General features: G+C 63.6%; 19 protein-coding genes. 3 read left to right on the top strand and 16 right to left on the bottom strand.

Features of this window, described 5'->3' with window-relative positions:
• Positions 1-6 precede the first annotated feature (6 nt).
• From rpsE to ACDELDRAFT_RS03820, 15 genes are all read right to left on the bottom strand, one after another.
• Complete coding sequence (rpsE, locus tag ACDELDRAFT_RS03890; protein ID WP_005793642.1) at positions 7-525, bottom strand: 30S ribosomal protein S5; 519 nt, start codon at positions 523-525, stop codon at positions 7-9.
• A 17-nt stretch (positions 526-542) separates the two neighbouring features.
• Positions 543-908 (bottom strand): 50S ribosomal protein L18, encoded by a 366-nt coding sequence (gene rplR / locus ACDELDRAFT_RS03885; RefSeq protein ID WP_005793639.1) that lies wholly within the window; start codon positions 906-908, stop codon positions 543-545.
• 11 nt (positions 909-919) lie between these two features.
• Positions 920-1,453 carry a 50S ribosomal protein L6 gene (gene rplF, locus ACDELDRAFT_RS03880; RefSeq protein WP_005793637.1) on the bottom strand — a complete coding sequence of 178 codons (534 nt, stop codon included), beginning with the start codon at positions 1,451-1,453 and terminating at the stop codon, positions 920-922.
• 24 nt (positions 1,454-1,477) lie between these two features.
• The gene (rpsH, locus tag ACDELDRAFT_RS03875) at positions 1,478-1,873 is read right to left on the bottom strand and encodes a 30S ribosomal protein S8 (RefSeq protein ID WP_005793636.1); all 396 of its coding nucleotides are present in this window, start codon (positions 1,871-1,873) and stop codon (positions 1,478-1,480) included.
• A 20-nt stretch (positions 1,874-1,893) separates the two neighbouring features.
• On the bottom strand, positions 1,894-2,199 hold the full coding sequence (gene rpsN, locus ACDELDRAFT_RS03870) for a 30S ribosomal protein S14 (RefSeq protein WP_005793633.1): 306 nt from the start codon (positions 2,197-2,199) through the stop codon (positions 1,894-1,896).
• 8 nt (positions 2,200-2,207) lie between these two features.
• Complete coding sequence (rplE, locus tag ACDELDRAFT_RS03865; protein ID WP_005793632.1) at positions 2,208-2,747, bottom strand: 50S ribosomal protein L5; 540 nt, start codon at positions 2,745-2,747, stop codon at positions 2,208-2,210.
• Positions 2,748-2,756: 9 nt separating this feature from the next.
• Positions 2,757-3,077, bottom strand: coding sequence for a 50S ribosomal protein L24 (rplX, locus tag ACDELDRAFT_RS03860; RefSeq protein WP_005793629.1), 321 nt, complete (start codon positions 3,075-3,077; stop codon positions 2,757-2,759).
• A gap of 9 nt (positions 3,078-3,086) precedes the next feature.
• Positions 3,087-3,455: a 50S ribosomal protein L14 gene (gene rplN / locus ACDELDRAFT_RS03855; protein WP_005793627.1), complete on the bottom strand. Its 369-nt coding sequence runs from the start codon at positions 3,453-3,455 to the stop codon at positions 3,087-3,089.
• A gap of 190 nt (positions 3,456-3,645) precedes the next feature.
• The gene (locus ACDELDRAFT_RS03850) at positions 3,646-5,241 is read right to left on the bottom strand and encodes a glycerol-3-phosphate dehydrogenase/oxidase (protein ID WP_005793625.1); all 1,596 of its coding nucleotides are present in this window, start codon (positions 5,239-5,241) and stop codon (positions 3,646-3,648) included.
• A gap of 186 nt (positions 5,242-5,427) precedes the next feature.
• Positions 5,428-7,158: an ABC transporter substrate-binding protein gene (locus ACDELDRAFT_RS03845; protein ID WP_005793624.1), complete on the bottom strand. Its 1,731-nt coding sequence runs from the start codon at positions 7,156-7,158 to the stop codon at positions 5,428-5,430.
• Positions 7,159-7,259: 101 nt separating this feature from the next.
• Positions 7,260-7,568, bottom strand: coding sequence for a DUF2160 domain-containing protein (locus ACDELDRAFT_RS03840; RefSeq protein ID WP_005793622.1), 309 nt, complete (start codon positions 7,566-7,568; stop codon positions 7,260-7,262).
• Positions 7,569-7,703: 135 nt separating this feature from the next.
• Positions 7,704-8,516 (bottom strand): carbohydrate ABC transporter permease, encoded by an 813-nt coding sequence (locus ACDELDRAFT_RS03835; RefSeq protein WP_005793620.1) that lies wholly within the window; start codon positions 8,514-8,516, stop codon positions 7,704-7,706.
• Positions 8,509-9,405: a carbohydrate ABC transporter permease gene (locus ACDELDRAFT_RS03830; RefSeq protein WP_005793619.1), complete on the bottom strand. Its 897-nt coding sequence runs from the start codon at positions 9,403-9,405 to the stop codon at positions 8,509-8,511. Before ACDELDRAFT_RS03830 ends, ACDELDRAFT_RS03835 begins: the two co-directional genes overlap by 8 nt.
• A gap of 85 nt (positions 9,406-9,490) precedes the next feature.
• Positions 9,491-10,567 carry an ABC transporter ATP-binding protein gene (locus tag ACDELDRAFT_RS03825; RefSeq protein WP_005793617.1) on the bottom strand — a complete coding sequence of 359 codons (1,077 nt, stop codon included), beginning with the start codon at positions 10,565-10,567 and terminating at the stop codon, positions 9,491-9,493.
• Positions 10,568-11,647 (bottom strand): ABC transporter ATP-binding protein, encoded by a 1,080-nt coding sequence (locus ACDELDRAFT_RS03820; RefSeq protein ID WP_005793616.1) that lies wholly within the window; start codon positions 11,645-11,647, stop codon positions 10,568-10,570.
• Between the two features lie 183 nt (positions 11,648-11,830).
• Between ACDELDRAFT_RS03820 and ACDELDRAFT_RS03815 the strand changes: the two genes are divergently transcribed.
• The 3 genes from ACDELDRAFT_RS03815 (at position 11,831) to proC (ending at position 15,853) form a co-directional block, all read left to right on the top strand.
• Entirely contained in the window at positions 11,831-12,595 is a 765-nt protein-coding gene (locus ACDELDRAFT_RS03815; protein WP_005793615.1) for a DeoR/GlpR family DNA-binding transcription regulator, read from the top strand.
• Positions 12,596-12,926: 331 nt separating this feature from the next.
• On the top strand, positions 12,927-14,420 hold the full coding sequence (gene glpK, locus ACDELDRAFT_RS03810; protein WP_005793613.1) for a glycerol kinase GlpK: 1,494 nt from the start codon (positions 12,927-12,929) through the stop codon (positions 14,418-14,420).
• Between the two features lie 584 nt (positions 14,421-15,004).
• The gene (gene proC, locus ACDELDRAFT_RS03805) at positions 15,005-15,853 is read left to right on the top strand and encodes a pyrroline-5-carboxylate reductase (RefSeq protein ID WP_005793611.1); all 849 of its coding nucleotides are present in this window, start codon (positions 15,005-15,007) and stop codon (positions 15,851-15,853) included.
• Positions 15,854-15,915: 62 nt separating this feature from the next.
• Here proC and ubiA read toward each other — a convergent pair whose 3' ends face one another.
• Positions 15,916-16,785: a 4-hydroxybenzoate octaprenyltransferase gene (gene ubiA / locus ACDELDRAFT_RS03800; protein ID WP_005793609.1), complete on the bottom strand. Its 870-nt coding sequence runs from the start codon at positions 16,783-16,785 to the stop codon at positions 15,916-15,918.
• Positions 16,786-17,128 lie beyond the last annotated feature (343 nt).

Here is a 17,128-nt window from a genome sequence, read left to right as displayed (position 1 = left end):
TCCGATTCAGGCGAAGATGTCTTCGACTGTCTTGCCGCGCTTGGCTGCCACATTCGACGGAGTGGTCGAATTGACAAGCGCATCAAACGTTGCACGGACCATGTTGTAAGGGTTCGACGAACCATGGCTTTTGGCCACGATATCCGTCACGCCCAACACCTCGAAAACCGCGCGCATGGGACCACCAGCGATGATGCCGGTACCCTTGGGAGCCGGAGCCATCATCACTACAGCAGCGCCGTGGTGACCGGTCACGTTATGGAAGATCGTCCCGTTCTTCAACGAAACCTTCACCATGTTGCGACGGGCCTCTTCCATGGCCTTCTGCACAGCTGCAGGCACTTCCTTGGACTTGCCCTTGCCCATGCCCACGCGACCGTCACCATCGCCAACCACAGTCAATGCAGCGAAGCCGAGAATGCGGCCGCCCTTCACGACTTTGGTCACGCGGTTGACCGCGATCATTTTTTCGCGCAGACCGTCGTCACGACCTTCGTCTTGCACTTTGGGTTGAAATTTAGCCATTTTGTATTCCGCTCCGCTTAGAACTGCAGGCCGGCTTCACGGGCTGCGTCGGCCAGAGCCTTGACGCGACCGTGGTAGGCAAAGCCTGCGCGATCAAATGCAACCTTCTCGACGCCGGCAGCCTTCGCCTTTTCAGCGATGCGCTTGCCGATGATCTGGGCTGCAGCGGCATTGCCACCCTTGCCCGAGCCGCCGAGCGACTTGCGCACGTCGGCTTCTGCCGTGGATGCACTGGCCAGCACCTTGCTGCCGTCGCCGGAGATCACGCTCGCATAGATATGGAGGTTCGTACGGTTCACCGTCAGACGTGCAACGCCTTGCTGTGCAATGCGGATGCGCGTTTGACGCGAACGACGAAGACGCTGCTCTTTCTTGGTCAACATGTTGCAGCTCCTTATTTCTTCTTGGTCTCTTTGATCGTGATTTTTTCGTCCGCATAGCGGATGCCTTTGCCCTTGTAGGGCTCGGGCGGACGAACAGCACGAATCTCGGCGGCAATCTGACCCACGCGCTGACGGTCCGCACCCTTCACAACCACTTCAGTGGGCGTGGGGGTTGCAACCGTGATGCCTGCGGGCATCTCGATATTGACGGGGTGAGAATAACCGACGGCCAGGTTCAGCTTGGCACCGGACGCAGCAGCCTTGTAGCCCACGCCGATCAGTGTCAACTTCTTCTCGAAGCCCTTGCTCACGCCAACCACCATATTGTTGACGAGCTGGCGAATCGTGCCGCTCATGGCATTGGCTTCGCGCGAGTCGTTGATGGGCTCAAAGCTGAGCTTGCCATCATTGCTCGACACCTTCACCAGCACGTTCTGCGCCAACGACAGGGAACCACCAGAACCCTTCACGGAGATCTGGTCATCTTTCACGGACACATCCACGCCAGCGGGGATGGTCACGGGCATTTTTCCTACTCGGGACATTTCAGTTTCTCCTCAATGCCGCGCTTAGGCCACGTAGCAAAGCACTTCGCCACCAACACCGGTAGCGCGCGCCTTGCGATCGGTCATCACACCCTTGGGTGTCGTGACAATTGCCACACCCAGGCCGTTCATGACTTGTGGAATGGAATCACGGCCTTTGTAGACACGCAGTCCAGGGCGGCTGACGCGCTCGATGCGCTCAATCACGGGACGACCTGCGTAGTACTTCAGGGCGATTTCAAGTTCGGACTTGCCGGCTTCGGTCTTCACCTGGAAACCGTCGATATAACCCTCGTCCTTCAGCACCTGTGCGATGGCAATCTTCACCTTGGAAGAAGGCACCAGCACCGTGGCCTTCGAGACCATTTGTGCGTTGCGAATGCGGGTCAGCAAGTCAGCGATGGGATCACTCATGCTCATGTTGTATCTCTCCTGCCTGCTTACCAGCTGGCCTTGGTGACACCGGGGATGTCGCCTGCAAAAGCCAGTTCGCGGATCTTGGCGCGGGCCAGACCGAATTGACGGAACGTTCCACGTGGGCGACCGGTGATTTCGCAACGGTTGCGCTGACGCGTCGGGTTGGCATTGCGAGGAAGCTTCTGCAGGCCCAGACGGGCTGCGTCACGCTCTTCGTCGCTGCGCTTTGCGTCGCCAGCAATAGCCTTCAGTTCTGCATACTTTGCTGCGTACTTGGCTGCCAATTTTTCGCGCTTCAGTTCGCGCTGGATCAAAGCTACTTTAGCCATGCTTCGCCTCAGTTCTTGAACGGGAAACGGAAACCGGCGAGAAGCGCCTTGGCTTCTTCGTCAGACTTGGCCGTCGTGGTGATGCTGATATTGAGACCGCGCAGGGCGTCAACCTTGTCGTACTCGATTTCAGGGAAAATGATCTGTTCCTTGACACCGATGTTGTAGTTGCCACGGCCGTCGAAGGCGCGGCCAGAGATACCACGGAAGTCACGAACGCGGGGCAGAGCCACGGTCACGAAACGATCCAGGAACTCATACATCTGCACGCCACGCAGCGTGACCATGCAACCGATGGCCTGGCCTTCGCGGATCTTGAAACCAGCGATAGCCTTCTTGGCCTTGGTCACCACAGGCTTCTGGCCCGCGATCTTGGTCAGGTCCGCCACGGCGTTGTCCATCACCTTCTTGTCCGACACGGCCTCACTCACACCCATGTTCAGGGTGATCTTGGTCAGACGTGGAACCTGCATTGGCGAGGTGTAACCGAACTGCTTGGTCAGCTCGGGGGCGATCTTGTCGCGGTAAATTTCTTGCAGTCGTGCCATGTTTACCCCTTAGGCCGCCTTGATTTCGGCACCGCTGGACTTGAACACGCGAACGCGCGAACCGTCAGCCTGCACCTTGATGCCCACGCGATCAGCCTTGCCGGTGGCGGCATTGAAAATCGCCACGTTGGACTGATGGATCGGCATGGCTTTCTCAACGATGCCGCCGGTCGTACCCTTCATGGGGTTTGGCTTGGCGTGCTTCTTGACGAGGTTGATGCCTTCGATGACCACATGCGAGTCATCCTTGCGCAGCGTGACGGTGCCACGCTTGCCCTTGTCACGGCCGGTCAGCACGATGACTTCGTCGCCCTTGCGAATCTTGTTCATGGCGCGTCCTCAGAGAACTTCGGGAGCCAGGGACACGATCTTCATGAACCGCTCGGTACGCAGTTCACGCGTCACGGGGCCAAAGATGCGGGTGCCGATAGGCTCCAGCTTGGAGTTGAGCAACACCGCAGCGTTGCCGTCGAATTTAACGAGCGAGCCATCGCCACGACGAATACCCTTCGCCGTACGGACCACCACTGCGCTGTAAACCTCGCCTTTTTTGACGCGGCCACGCGGAGCTGCTTCCTTGATGCTCACCTTGATGATGTCGCCAACGCTTGCATAGCGACGCTTCGAGCCACCCAGCACCTTGATGCAAAGGACGGACTTAGCGCCGGTATTATCGGCAACCTCTAACCGAGATTCTGTCTGGATCATTTCAATATTCCCAACTTGCACCAGAAGACAACAGCCCCAGAGAACTTCTCAAGGGCTGCAGATCAGCCAGTCAGTCTTGGGCCCGTCGTCCGCGCCGCAAACCATTTGCAGCACTTCCCGCTGGGCAGAAACTTCGCGGTTTGAACGCGAAGCCCTCGATTATTGCAAAGGCCGCGAGGCAAGTCAAGCACTAGCAAGCCGGCGCATGCAAATACTGTTGCGCCAGGACCAGAAATTCTTCCAACCGGGGGTTGATGCCCAACTCTTCCTGAAGGATTGCCGCAACCTGGGGCGCCAGTTCCATGGCCGCCTTCGCATCCAGAAAAAGGAGCCGCGAGCGGCGCGCCAGCATGTCTTCCACTGTTCGGGCGTACTCGTAACGCGCTGCAAACCGTACCATCGCCTCGGTCAGCCCTTCGCGCATCTGATGGGTCCCGCCGGGCAGACTGCCCACAAAGCTGGCTTCAGCGCCATACGAGTGCATTCCCTGAGGCTCGCTGATACGAGGAAGCGCCTGCGGCGCCGGCGACCCCACCATGGGGAGATGATTTGTAACGCCCGCAGGCTTCTCGGGCAGGAGTTGCAGAGCGAAGCATTTTTGCAACACATCCTCTGCCATGGCGCGATAGGTTGTCCATTTCCCACCGGTCACCGTCACCAGGCCGCTGCGGCTTGCCAAAACCGTGTGCTCGCGGCTGATTCGTTTGGTGTTCTCGCCATCGTCATCCTGCGGCTTCACCAAAGGGCGCAGCCCCACCCAGATGCTGCGGATGTCCTGCGCCTTGGGGGCACGGGTCAGATATCGCGCCGACTCGCTGAGGATGAAGTCCACCTCCTCCCGGAAGGGCTCGGGCTCTCGCACCACATCCTGCCGAGGGCTGTCCGTGGTGCCCAGAATGAGCTTCCCGAGCCATGGCACGGCAAACAAGACCCGCCCGTCGGCTGTTTTGGGAACCATCAAAGCGTGGTCCGAGGGAAGGAATTCGCGATCCACCACGATGTGGACGCCCTGGCTGGGCGCCACCATGGGAGTCACCGGTCGCCCCAGGGCCTCCCCATCCATCTGCCGCAAGGTGTCCACCCACACGCCGGTGGCGTTGACAACGCAACGCGCCCGCACCGTGTACTGGCGCCCGCTTTCGGCATCCTCGCAGACCAGCCCCGCCACGCTGGTGCCCTCGTGGATCAGTGCACGCACAGGGCAATAGTTCAGCACGAGCGCGCCGAGGCTGGCTGCGGTTCTGGCCAGGGCCAGGGCCAGCCGGGCGTCATCGAACTGGCCATCCCAATATTTGACGCCACCCTTGAGGCCCTCAGTTCGGACGGTGGGCAGGCATTGCAAGGTGCGCCTCGCCCCCAGAAACTCGGTGGCGCCGAGCCCAGCCTTGCCCGCGAGGACGTCGTATGTCATCAGGCCCGCCCCGTAGAACGGGGTTTCCCACCATTTATAGGAAGGCATCACGAAAGGCAAAGGCTGCGCCAGGTGAGGGGCGTTGTGCAGCAGGGTCGTGCGCTCATGCAAGGCTTCCCTGACCAGTGCGATGTTGCCCTGGGCAAGGTACCGGACGCCGCCATGCACCAGCTTGGTCGCCCGGGACGAGGTTCCTTTGGCGAAGTCATGCGAATCCACCAACACCACGCTGAAACCCCGGGCTGCTGCGTCCAGCGCCACCCCCAGTCCGGTCGCCCCTCCGCCAATGACGGCAAGATCAAAGGTGCGAGGTTCGCCCAGACGGGCGAGCAGTTCATCACGGCGCGTAGGCAGGGGAGCAGAAACAGAAGTCATGGGAGTCCATTGTCCATGGGTCACCATAAAAATAAGGGTAAACCCTTGATATTGTCCCGCCAACTGGAATGGCCCACACTGCCGCCGCCAAATTCTGCGGGAGCCAAAGGCCGGCGAGGAAGCCCCCCCCCCCCTGCCGCCGGGCGGCACGGCAGCGAGGGGGCAAGCACCGCGGTACGGTACTGATCAGCGCACCTTGCCGTCCTTCCACGCCTGCAACAACTTGTTGTAGGCAATGGTTTCACCCTTTGGTTTTTCGTTCGCCAGCTTGGCCCAGGGCGCCTGCTTGGTGCTCAGCCACTTCGATGGATCGCTCTTGGGATTCAGCTTGGGCGCGCAGTGCTCCATACCGGCGCGCTCCAGCCGTGCCATGACCTGGTCCATTTCGTCGGCCAGCGTGTCCATGGCGCCCTGCGGCGTCTTCTCGCCCGTGACGGCCTGGGCCACGTTCTTCCACCACAGCTGGGCCAGCTTGGGGTAGTCGGGCACGTTGGTGCCGGTGGGCGACCAGGCCACGCGGGCCGGGCTGCGGTAGAACTCGACCAAACCACCAAGCTTGGGCGCCATGTCCGTCATGGCCTTGGACTGGATGTCGCTCTCGCGGATCGGCGTCAGGCCCACCATGGTTTTCTTCAGCGAGGCGGTCTTGGCCGTCACGAACTGGGCATACAGCCAGGCGGCAGCCGTCTTGTCGGCATCATGGTTCTTGAAGAAGGTCCACGAACCCACGTCCTGGTAGCCGTTCTGCATGCCCTGCTTCCAGTACGGGCCGTTGGGGCCGGGCGCCATGCGCCACTTGGGTGTGCCATCGGCATTCACCACGGGCAGGCCGGGCTTGTTCATGTCGGCGGTGAAGGCGGTGTACCAGAAGATCTGCTGGGCGATCTGGCCCTGCGCCGGCACTGGGCCGGCTTCGCCAAAGGTCATGCCGGTGGCTTCCTTGGGCGCGTACTTCTTCATCCAGTCCACGTACTTGGTCAGCGCGTAGACGGCTGCGGGCGAGTTCGTCGCGCCGCCACGGGCCACCGAGGCACCCACCGGAGTGCACTTGTCGTCGGCCACTCGGATGCCCCATTCGTCGATCGGCAGGCCGTTGGGGTTGCCGATATCCGCCGAGCCGGCCATCGAGAGCCATGCATCGGTGAAGCGCCAGCCCAACGACGGGTCCTTCTTGCCGTAGTCCATGTGGCCATAGATAGCCTTGCCGTCGATCTGCTTCACGTCGTTGGTGAAGAACTCGGCGATGTCCTCGTAGGCGCTCCAGTTCAACGGCACACCCAGTTCGTAACCATACTTCGCCTTGAACTTGTCCTTGATGTCCTTGCGGTCGAAAAGATCGGCACGGAACCAGTACAGGTTGGCGAACTGCTGGTCGGGCAACTGGTACAGCTTGCCGTCCGGCGCGGTAGTGAACTTGGTGCCGATGAAGTCCTTCAAGTCCAGACCCGGGTTGGTGTATTCCTTGCCCGCCCCCACCATGTAATCGGTGAGGTTCATGATCTTGCCGTACCGGTAGTGCGTGCCGATCAAGTCGGAATCGGAAATCCAGCCGTCATAAATGCTCTTGCCCGACTGCATGGAGGTCTGCAGTTTCTCGACCACATCGCCCTCCTGGATCAGGTCGTGCTTGACCTTGATGCCCGTGATTTCCTCGAAGGCCTTCGCGAGGGTCTTGGATTCGTACTCGTGGGTGGTGATGGTTTCGGAGACGACCGAGATCTCCTTCACGCCCTTGGCCTGCAGCTTCTTGGCCGCGTCGATGAACCATTTCATCTCCGCCATTTGCTGATCCTTGCTCAGCGTGGAGGGCTGGAACTCGCTGTCGATCCATTTCTTGGCTTCCGCCTCGCCTGCGATGGCGGCCTGGCCCGTCATGACTGCCACTGCCAGTGCCAGCGCTGTGTACCGCGTCTTCATAGTGCCTGTCTCCTCATGGTCATCTCCCCTTTAGGATGCAAGGGTTGCGCCGCCCCGGGGAAGGGTTGGGCCGCACAACAGAAATCACGGCGGTGGCGGTCTCAGCCCTTGCGCATGATGAGTGCCAGCAGCCCCATCGACAGAGCGAAGCTGATCCACACCGAAGGGTCGCCGTCCAGGCCAAACCACTGGGCAAACTTGCCGCCCAGACCCACGAAAATCAGGTTGACATAAGCCGCCGTCAGCAGGCCGATGAAGAGCCGGTCACCACGCGTGGTTTCGATGGGCAAAAAACCCTTGCGCATCACCGTGGGCGACTTGATCTCCCACACCGTCATGCCGATGAGCATGAGCACGATGCACGTGAAGAACACGGCCACGGGCGTGGTCCAGGCCATCCAATCAAACATCTGATACGTTCCTTTCCGTTGAGAGCGCCCAAAACTGGCGCGGCCCAGGCCAAAGACGCCGGGAAAGGGCCGCCCCGCAGTGAGGGCGTCGTCCCCCTGGAGGGGGAAGGCGCCGCAGGCGGCTCAGGGGGAGCATCACACCCGTCCCATCGCGAAGCCCTTCGCGATGTAGTGCCGCACAAACCAGATCACGATGGCGCCGGGCACGATGGTCAGCACGCCGGCGGCGGCGAGCGTCGCCCAGTCCATGCCGCTGGCGCTCACGGTGCGCGTCATGGTGGCCACGATGGGCTTGGCGTTCACGCTGGTCAGCGTGCGGGCCAAGAGCAGTTCCACCCAGCTGAACATGAAGCAGAAGAACGCCGCCACGCCCACGCCGGCCTTGATCAGAGGCAGGAAGATGGTGAGAAAGAAGCGCGGAAAGCTGTAGCCGTCGATGTAGGCCGTCTCGTCGATCTCGCGCGGGATGCCGCTCATGAAGCCTTCCAGGATCCACACCGCCAGCGGCACGTTGAACAAGAGGTGCGCCAAAGCGACGGCGATGTGCGTGTCCATCAGCCCCACGGTGGTGTAGAGCTGGAAGAACGGCAGCAGGAACACCGCAGGCGGCGTCATGCGGTTGGTGAGCAGCCAGAAGAACACATGCTTATCGCCCAGGAACTGGTACCGGCTGAACGCATAGGCGGCCGGCAGCGCCACGGTGAGCGAGATCACCGTGTTGATGCCCACATAGATCAGGCTGTTGATGTAGCCCGAGTACCACGACTCGTCGGTGAAGATGGTCTTGTAGTTGTCCCAGGTGAAGTGCTGGGGAAAGAACGAGAACGTGGACAGGATCTCCGCGTTCGTCTTGAAGCTCATGTTCACCATCCAGTAGATGGGCAACACCGCGAACACCAGGTAGAGGGAGAGGAAGATCGACCGCTTCTGAAAGCGCTTTTCATTCATGGCCGGCCCCTTCGTCGCTGGCGGTACCCACGCGCTGCATCCAGTTGTAGAGGATGAAGCACAGCAGCAGGATGATGAAGAAATAGATCAGCGAGAACGCCGCCGCGGGCCCCAGGTCGAACTGCCCCACCGCTTTGGTGGTGAGGTACTGGCTCAAAAACGTCGTGGCATTGCCCGGCCCGCCGCCCGTGAGCACGAAAGGCTCGGTGTAGATCATGAAGCTGTCCATGAAGCGCAGCAGCACGGCAATCATCAGCACGCCGCGCATCTTGGGGAGCTGGATGTAGCGGAACACGGCGAACTTGCTGGCGCCGTCGATGCGCGCGGCCTGGTAGTAGGCATCCGGAATGGACCGCAGGCCGGCAAAGGCCAGCAGCGCGACCAGCGGCGTCCAGTGCCACACATCCATCAGCAGCACCGTGAGCCACGCCTGCGTGGCGTTGCCCGTGTAGCTGTAGTCGATGCCCATCTCCTGGAGCAACCGACCCATGAGGCCGATATCGGCACGGCCATAGATCTGCCAGATGGTGCCCACCACGTTCCACGGAATCAGCAGCGACAGCGCCACCACCACCAGCACGGCGGACGACTTCCAGCCCTGCGCGGGCATGGACAGCGCGAGCAGGATGCCCAGCGGAATCTCCACGGCCAGCACGGCCAGCGAGAAAGTGAGCTGGCGCAGCAGGGCGGCGTGCAGTTCCTCGTCGCGCATCACCTGCACGAACCACTCGGTGCCCACGAACACGCGGCGCTCGGGCGAGATGATGTCCTGCACCGAGTAGTTCACCACCGTCATCAGCGGCAGGATGGCCGAGAAGGCCACACACAGGATCACGGGCAGGATCAGGAACCAGGCCTTCTGGTTCACGGGTTTGGTGGTGGCGCTCATACTTCTTGCCTCCACACTTGGCACGGCGTGTCCTCGTTGCCCCCCGAGGGGGTGCGAGCTTGCTTGAAGCGGGTCTGCGCTGCGCTCATACCACGAGCTCCTCGTTTTGATAGAAGCAGGTGTGCTCCCCCAGCACCTGCAGCCAGATGGCATCACCAGCGGATGGCAAGCGCGTTTCCGGGGTGAATCGCGCCTTGAGCGTGTGCTCGCCCACCTTGGCCGTGAGCATCAGGTAGGTGCCGATGTCCTGCACCTGGGCCACCGTGCAGGCGACGGAGCCCGGCTGCTGCGCAGGGGCCAGGGCCAGGTATTCGGGCCGGATGCCTAGCTTCAACGGGCCGCCGGGCAAGGCACGCCCGGCTGGGGCGGTGAGACGGCTTCCAGCCACGTCCAGGGCCGTGCCCTCCACCTGCGCGGGCAGGAAGTTCATGCCCGGCGATCCAATGAAATGCCCCACGAAGGTATGCGCCGGCTTTTCAAACAATGCATCGGCAGAGCCCACCTGCACCGCGCGGCCACGCGTCATCACCACCACTTGGTCGGCAAAGGTGAGCGCCTCCACCTGATCGTGGGTCACATAGATCAGGGTGAGCTTGAGTTCGTGGTGAATCTGCTTGAGCTTGCGCCGCAACTGCCACTTGAGGTGCGGGTCGATCACGGTGAGTGGCTCGTCGAAAAGAACGGCCGCCACGTCCGAACGCACGAGGCCCCGGCCCAGCGAGATCTTTTGCTTCTGGTCGGCCGACAGGCCCGCGGCACGCATATTGAGCTGGTGGCTCATCTCCAGCATCTCGGCAATGGCGCCCACGCGCTGCCGGATCTGCGCTTCAGGCACCTTGCGGTTCTTCAGCGGAAACGCCAGGTTCTCGGCCACCGTCATGGTGTCGTAGATGACCGGGAACTGGAACACCTGGGCGATGTTGCGCTCCTGCGGGCTGGCCCGCGTCACGTCGCGGCCATCAAATAGCACGTTGCCATGCGAAGGCACCAGCAGCCCCGACATGATGTTGAGCATGGTGGTCTTGCCGCAGCCCGAAGGGCCCAGCAGCGCATAGGCGCCCCCGTCTTCGAAATCCATCTTGAGCGGCAACAACGCGTAATCGCTGTCCTGCTGCGGATGGGGCTTGTACGAGTGCGCCAGATCAAGACTGATGCGAGCCATTCAACGTCCTCCCCGGTGCGCGGGGGCCCGCGCCAGCCGCCCATCAGCGCCAAACACGTAGGCCTGCGCCGGATCCAGGTGCAAAGTGATGGCCGCGCCCAATTCAAAGTAATGCACGCCGGTGAGCTGCGCAACCAGGCTGCCCCAAGGGGTCGACGCGTGCACATAGGTGTCCGAGCCGGAAATCTCGGCCAGCTCCACCACACCGCCCACGCTCACGTCGCCAGGACGGGCCTGAACGCGCAGAGCGCTGGCTCGCATTCCCACAGTGAGGCCGGCCGCCGCTGCCACGCCTGCGGGCAGCGGCAGCACAAGCTCCGCGCCGCCATGCAGGCGTACACCCTGCGGCGATGCGGATGCCGCCACCAGGTTCATGGGCGGGTCGCTGAAAGCGCGCGCCACGCGCAGCGAGTTGGGTGCATGGAACACCTCGGCCGTGGGGCCGTACTGCAGCAGCCGACCTTCGTCGAGCACGGCGGTGTAGCCCCCCAGCAGCAGGGCCTCGCCAGGCTCCGTGGTGGCATAGACCACGGTCGACTGGCCCGCGGCGAACAGCTGCGTCAGCTCTTCACGCAGTTCTTCGCGCAACTTGTAGTCCAGGTTCACCAGAGGCTCGTCCAGCAGCATCAGCGGCGCGCCCTTGGCGAGCGCACGCGCCAGCGCCACGCGTTGCTGCTGGCCACCCGACAGCTCGGCGGGATAACGGTCGAGGAACATCTCGATGTGCAGGCGGCTGGCGATGTCGCGCACACGCGCCTCAATGTTCTTCTCGCCACGCAGTCTCAGGGGCGAACCGATATTGGCGGCCACCTTCATCGAGGGGTAGTTGATGAACTGCTGGTACACCATGGCCACGTTGCGCTCGCGCACAGGCACGCCAGTGACATCCACCCCATCGACCAGCACGCGCCCGGCCGTCGGCACATCCAGCCCCGCCATGATGCGCATGAGACTGGTCTTGCCCGCCTGCGTGGCGCCCAGCAGCACCGTCACCGCGCCGCTGTGGAGCGCCAGGCCCATCTCGTGCAGCCACGTTTGCGCTCCCACCTTCTTGCTGATGCTGTCCAATGCCAGCTGCATCACGCAACCTTTCTATGTGCAGGGGTCGCCCCGGTGCGGCAGCACCGGAGCACAGCAGACCCTGCTGTTTTCGATTGCGTTCATTTTTGTTCCTTTTTGATCGTATCGAATCAAGGTTTACCCTGATCAGGTTCGTTTTTGTTCGATTTAAAGTAATCGCCAACCCATCTCCTTCCCATTCGCGTGAATACGAACCCCCGACAACTGCGCCTTCTCGACGAGGTCCGCGCGCGCAAATCCGCCACCGTGGAACAACTGGCCGACACCCTGGGCGTGACCCTGCAGACCGTGCGCCGCGACGTGCAGCGCCTGGCCGAATCAGGCCTGCTCACGCGCTTCCACGGCGGCGTACGGGTGCCCAGCTCCACGGTGGAGAACCTGGCGCACACCCAGCGCGAAACGCTCAATGCCGAAGGCAAGGCCCGCATTGCGCACGCCGTGGCACAGCAAGTGCCCAACGACTGCTCGCTGATCCTCAACATCGGCACCACCACCGAAGCCATCGCCAAGGCGCTGTTGCACCACCGGGGCCTGCGCGTGATCACCAACAACCTCAATGTGGCCGCCATCCTGAGCGGCAACCCCGGGTGCGAAGTCATCGTGACCGGTGGCGTGGTGCGGGCACGCGACCGCGGCATCGTGGGCGAGGCGGCCGTGGATTTCATCCGCCAGTTCAAGGTGGACATCGCTCTCATCGGCATCTCGGGCATCGAACCCGACGGCTCGCTGCGCGACTTCGACTACCGCGAGGTGAAGGTGGCGCAAACCATCATCGAGCAAGCGCGCGAGGTGTGGCTGGCGGCCGACCACAGCAAGTTCAACCGCCCGGCGATGGTGCAGCTGGCCACCTTGCAGCAAATCGATCGCCTTTTCACCGACGCGCCGCCGCCCGAGCCTTTTCCGGCTCTGTTGCAGGACGCCGAAGTCATCTGCACCGTCGCTGCATGACAGACAGAGTGCATCCCCTTGAGTCGCTTCGCGCCTCGGCGCCACCGCCAGATGCGACTGCTCTTCGGGCACGTTCAAGCCTGCGCGGACAGGCTTGGAGCCGCGGCCCTCAGCCCCTTCGCTCCAATTGCTGCGCAATGTGGGAACAGGGACATCGCCAGCGCACGCAAGTGAAACGCCGCTGCGCAGCGGGGGCGGCCCTTGCGCGGCCGTCGCTCGCCCAGGCAGCGCGTGTTCAACGCGCCAGCTACCTGAAGAACCACGGCAAGCGCAGCGCCCATGAATTTCGCAGCCCAGGGCAGCGCTCCACCTGTCTTATCCTCGTGGCCCTATGACCTACCTGCTCGCCCTCGACCAAGGCACCTCCAGCTCCCGCAGCATCGTCTTTGACGAAGGCGGCCACATCGTGGCGCAGGCGCAGGTGGAACTGCCGCAGATCTACCCCCAGCCCGGCTGGGTGGAGCACGACCCGCTGGAGATCTGGCGCACGCAGCTGGCCACCGCGCGCGAGGCGCTGGCCAAGGCGGGCATTGCCGCGAACGCCGTGCGCGCCGTGGGCATCACCAACCAGCGCGAAACCACGGTGCTGTGGAACCGCCAAACCGGCGAGCCCGTGCACCACGCCATCGTGTGGCAGGACCGGCGCGCCGAGCCTGCCTGCGCCCAGCTGCGCGAACAAGGCCATGCCGCCACCATCCAGGCCAAGACCGGCCTGCTGGTGGACGCCTACTTCTCCGGCACCAAGCTGCAGTGGATGCTGGACCACGTGCCCGGCGCACGCGAAGCCGCCGAGCGCGGCGAGCTGGCCTTTGGCACGGTGGACAGTTGGTTGATGTGGAAGCTCACCCATGGCCAGGTGCATGTGACGGACGTCAGCAACGCCTCGCGCACCATGCTGTTCAATGTGCACACCAACCAGTGGGACGACGATCTGCTGACGCTGCTGCGCATTCCGAAAACGCTGTTGCCCGAGGTGCTGCCGTCCAGCGCCCACTTCGGCGACACGGCGGCCGACCTGCTGGGTCACCCCCTGCGCATCGGCGGCGTGGCGGGCGACCAGCAAAGCGCACTGTTCGGCCAGGCCTGCTTCACGGCCGGCATGGCCAAGAACACCTACGGCACGGGCTGCTTCATGCTGATGCACACAGGGGGCACGTTCCAGACATCGCAAAACGGACTGCTCACCACCAGTGCCGCGCAAGCCACCACGCAGCCCGAATTCGCCATGGAAGGCTCGGTGTTCGTGGGCGGCGCCGTGGTGCAGTGGCTGCGCGACGGGCTGCGCGCCATCACCAACAGCAGCGAGGTCGAATCCCTGGCGCAAACCGTGCCCGACTCGGGCGGCGTGATGATGGTGCCCGCCTTCACCGGGCTGGGGGCGCCCTACTGGAAGCCCGACGCGCGCGGCACCATCACCGGGCTCACGCGCGGCACGACCATTGCCCACATCGCACGTGCCGCGCTGGAGAGCATTGCCTACCAGAGCGCCGCTTTGCTGCAGGCCATGAGCCGCGACGCCGTGGCCGCGGGCGGCGCGCCGGTGAGCGAGCTGCGCGTGGACGGCGGCGCGTGTGTGAACGATCTGCTCATGCAGTTCCAGGCCGACCTGCTCGGCATTCCCGTGGTGCGCCCCGCCGTGATCGAAACCACCGCCCTGGGCGCCGCTTATCTGGCTGGGCTGTCGAGCGGCGTGTACCGCAGCACCGCCGAACTCTCGCACCTGTGGCGCGCCGACCGCCGCTTTGTGCCCACCCTTGGCAGCGCCCGCGCCCAGGAACTCATGGCGGGCTGGGAGCACGCGGTGCGGCAGGCGACGGCCGGGTAGTCGCCGCCGGTCTGCCACGGCAACGCCCACACGGGCACCGGCCCGGGCAGCACCCGAACGTCACGCAGCGTTGGGGAGCGCCCGCCGCTCCATCCGCATCGGAACCGCGGCATGGGGCGGGACGCACCCCGCTGCAGGTGTTGAATCCAGTGTCCCGCATTGGAAGCTCGTTGAAGAAACAAAGATGTCGAAGTCGCCGTCAGGCACGCCGCAAACCGCAGCGATAGCCGTAGCTATCGCGAGGACTTGCAACGCAGCATGGCGGAGACCATCGGCATCGTTATGAAGCTCACTTCCCATGCACGGCACCAGTGCACCGTGTCCGGCGCGAGGCATCCTCTGCCCATCCGGATGGCCATGGGGCGGACCATACCCCGCGCCTGGGCTCACGCCAACGATGGGCACCGTTGCGCCGCCGACGGGCTCGCCCGCGCCACACCTCGCAGCGGCAATCCCTCGGCCCCGCAGCCGTCAAGGCCGGCGCCTTGCGCCACGCCTGGCAGATGCTGTCTGCAGGCCCGGCAAACCCCAAAGCCCCGCATCCGCCCTAAACTTGCGGGCTTTGACCCCAGGGCCCGCCCGACATGACCACCGCCGCTTCGCCTTCCACCCCTTCTTCCTCCTTGCCCACCATCGCCTTCATCGGCGGGGGCAACATGGCCAGCGCCATCATTGGCGGGCTGATTCACCAGGGCCACCCGGCCAGCCAGATCGAAGTGGTCGAGCCGTGGGACGAGGCCCGCGAAGCCCTGCGCCAGAACTACGGACTGCAGGCCCAGGCAGAGCCCGGCCCCGCGCTGCAGCGCGCCCAGATCGTGGTCTGGGCCGTGAAGCCCCAGACCTTCAAGGACGCTGCCGCGCAAGCCAGGCCCTATGCCCAGGAAGCCCTGCACCTGAGCGTGGCCGCCGGCATCCGCTCGGACAGCATTGCCCAGTGGCTGGGCAGCGAGCGCGTCGTGCGCACCATGCCCAACACCCCCGCCCTGGTCGGCAAGGGCATGAGCGCGCTGTACGCTCGCCCCGCCGTCAGCGCGCAAGACCGCCAGAACATCGAGTCCATCATGGCCACCACCGGCGAGTTTCTGTGGGTGGAGGCAGAGCAGCAGCTCGACGCCGTCACGGCGCTGTCGGGCTCGGGCCCGGCCTACGTGTTCTATTTCCTTGAAGCCATGGCGCGCGCCGGCACCGGCATGGGCCTCAGCGCCGAACAGGCCTACCGGCTGGCGGTGGGCACCTTCGTGGGCGCATCGGAACTGGCACGCCGCTCGCAAGAGCCGCCCGAAGTGCTGCGCCAGCGTGTCACCTCCAAGGGCGGCACCACCTACGCGGCCATCCAGTCGATGGAGCACGACGCGGTGGGCGACAAGTTCGTGCAGGCCATGCAGGCCGCCTGCCAGCGGGCGCGTGAACTGGGTGACGAGTTCGGCAAATAAATGCCAAATCAGGCTCTGGCGCTTGCTGGTCAAGCACCTATAGCTATCAAAAGCATTGCACATCAGCGCAGCAGATAGCTGCCGGCAATGCCGGCGAACAGCGTGAACCCCACCCAGTGGTTCATGCGGAACGCACGAAAGCACCCTTCGCGGGTGCGCGTGCGGATCAGCCACCAGTGCCACGCCACCTGCCCCAGCGCCACGGCGATTGCTACGTAAAAAATAGCGCCCAGCGCATAGGGCGCAAGCGCTACCAGCCAAAAACCCACAAACAGCAGGTAGAACACGACGATGGCGGCCACATCGAATCGCCCGAGCGTGATGGCCGACGTCTTCATGCCGATCTTCAGGTCGTCATCGCGGTCCACCATGGCGTATTCGGTATCGTAGGCCAGCACCCAGAACAGGTTGCCCAGCCACAGCAGCCACGCCGTGGCCGGCACCTGCCGCTGCACGGCAGCAAACGCGATCACAATGCCGAAATTGAAGGCAATGCCCAGCACCGCCTGCGGCATGGCGAAAAAGCGCTTGGTGAACGGATACAGAATCGTCACCAGCAGCGCCGGCACCGACCAGGCCACCGCTACCGCATTGGTGGTCAGCACCAGCCCCAGCGAAATGAGCGACAGCACCGCGCCCACGGCAAGGGCCTCCTTCACCGACACCTGCCCCGAGGTGATGGGCCGCTGCGCCGTGCGCTTGACGTGGCGGTCGAAGTCGCGGTCGGCCACGTCGTTGATGCAGCAGCCGGCACTGCGCATGAGCACGGTGCCCAGCACGAACACCGCCAGCAGATGCCAGCCCGGAAAGCCACCCGCCGCCAGCCACAAGGCACTCAGGGTGGGCCACACCAGCACGAGCCAGCCGGCGGGCCGGTCCCAGCGGACGAGGTCGAGGTAAAGGGACAGGCGGCTGCGCGAAGAAGAAGTCATGCGAAACAAGGCAAACGAAGCAAAGAATCAGAAGAACGGCACCAGCGCAAAACCCACCGGCGCGGGCCCTTGCCAGGCCGCGGGCAGGCGGCGCAAAGGCAGGCAAACCGCGCGTTATACGCCACCCCGGGTCCGGGCGCCCGAGAGCCGACGCTCAGGCACACAGGCAGTCAGACATCAGGCGCGTGCAGGGTACGACGCCGCCCGCAGTGGCGCATTGTCACGTCCCGCAGCGAACCCACGCAAAAACTCCACGATGCCCGAACCGGCGCCCAGGCGGTTTGCCAGCACGCCCGCCTGCAGCACGTCGCGCGCAAGGCCCACGTCGGCCTGTACCGCGCTG

This window comes from Acidovorax delafieldii 2AN (genome assembly GCF_000175235.1).
Lineage (GTDB): Bacteria > Pseudomonadota > Gammaproteobacteria > Burkholderiales > Burkholderiaceae_C > Acidovorax > Acidovorax delafieldii_B.
Note: the sequence above shows the minus strand (reverse complement) of the source record. Positions and strands in the feature narration are given on the sequence as shown.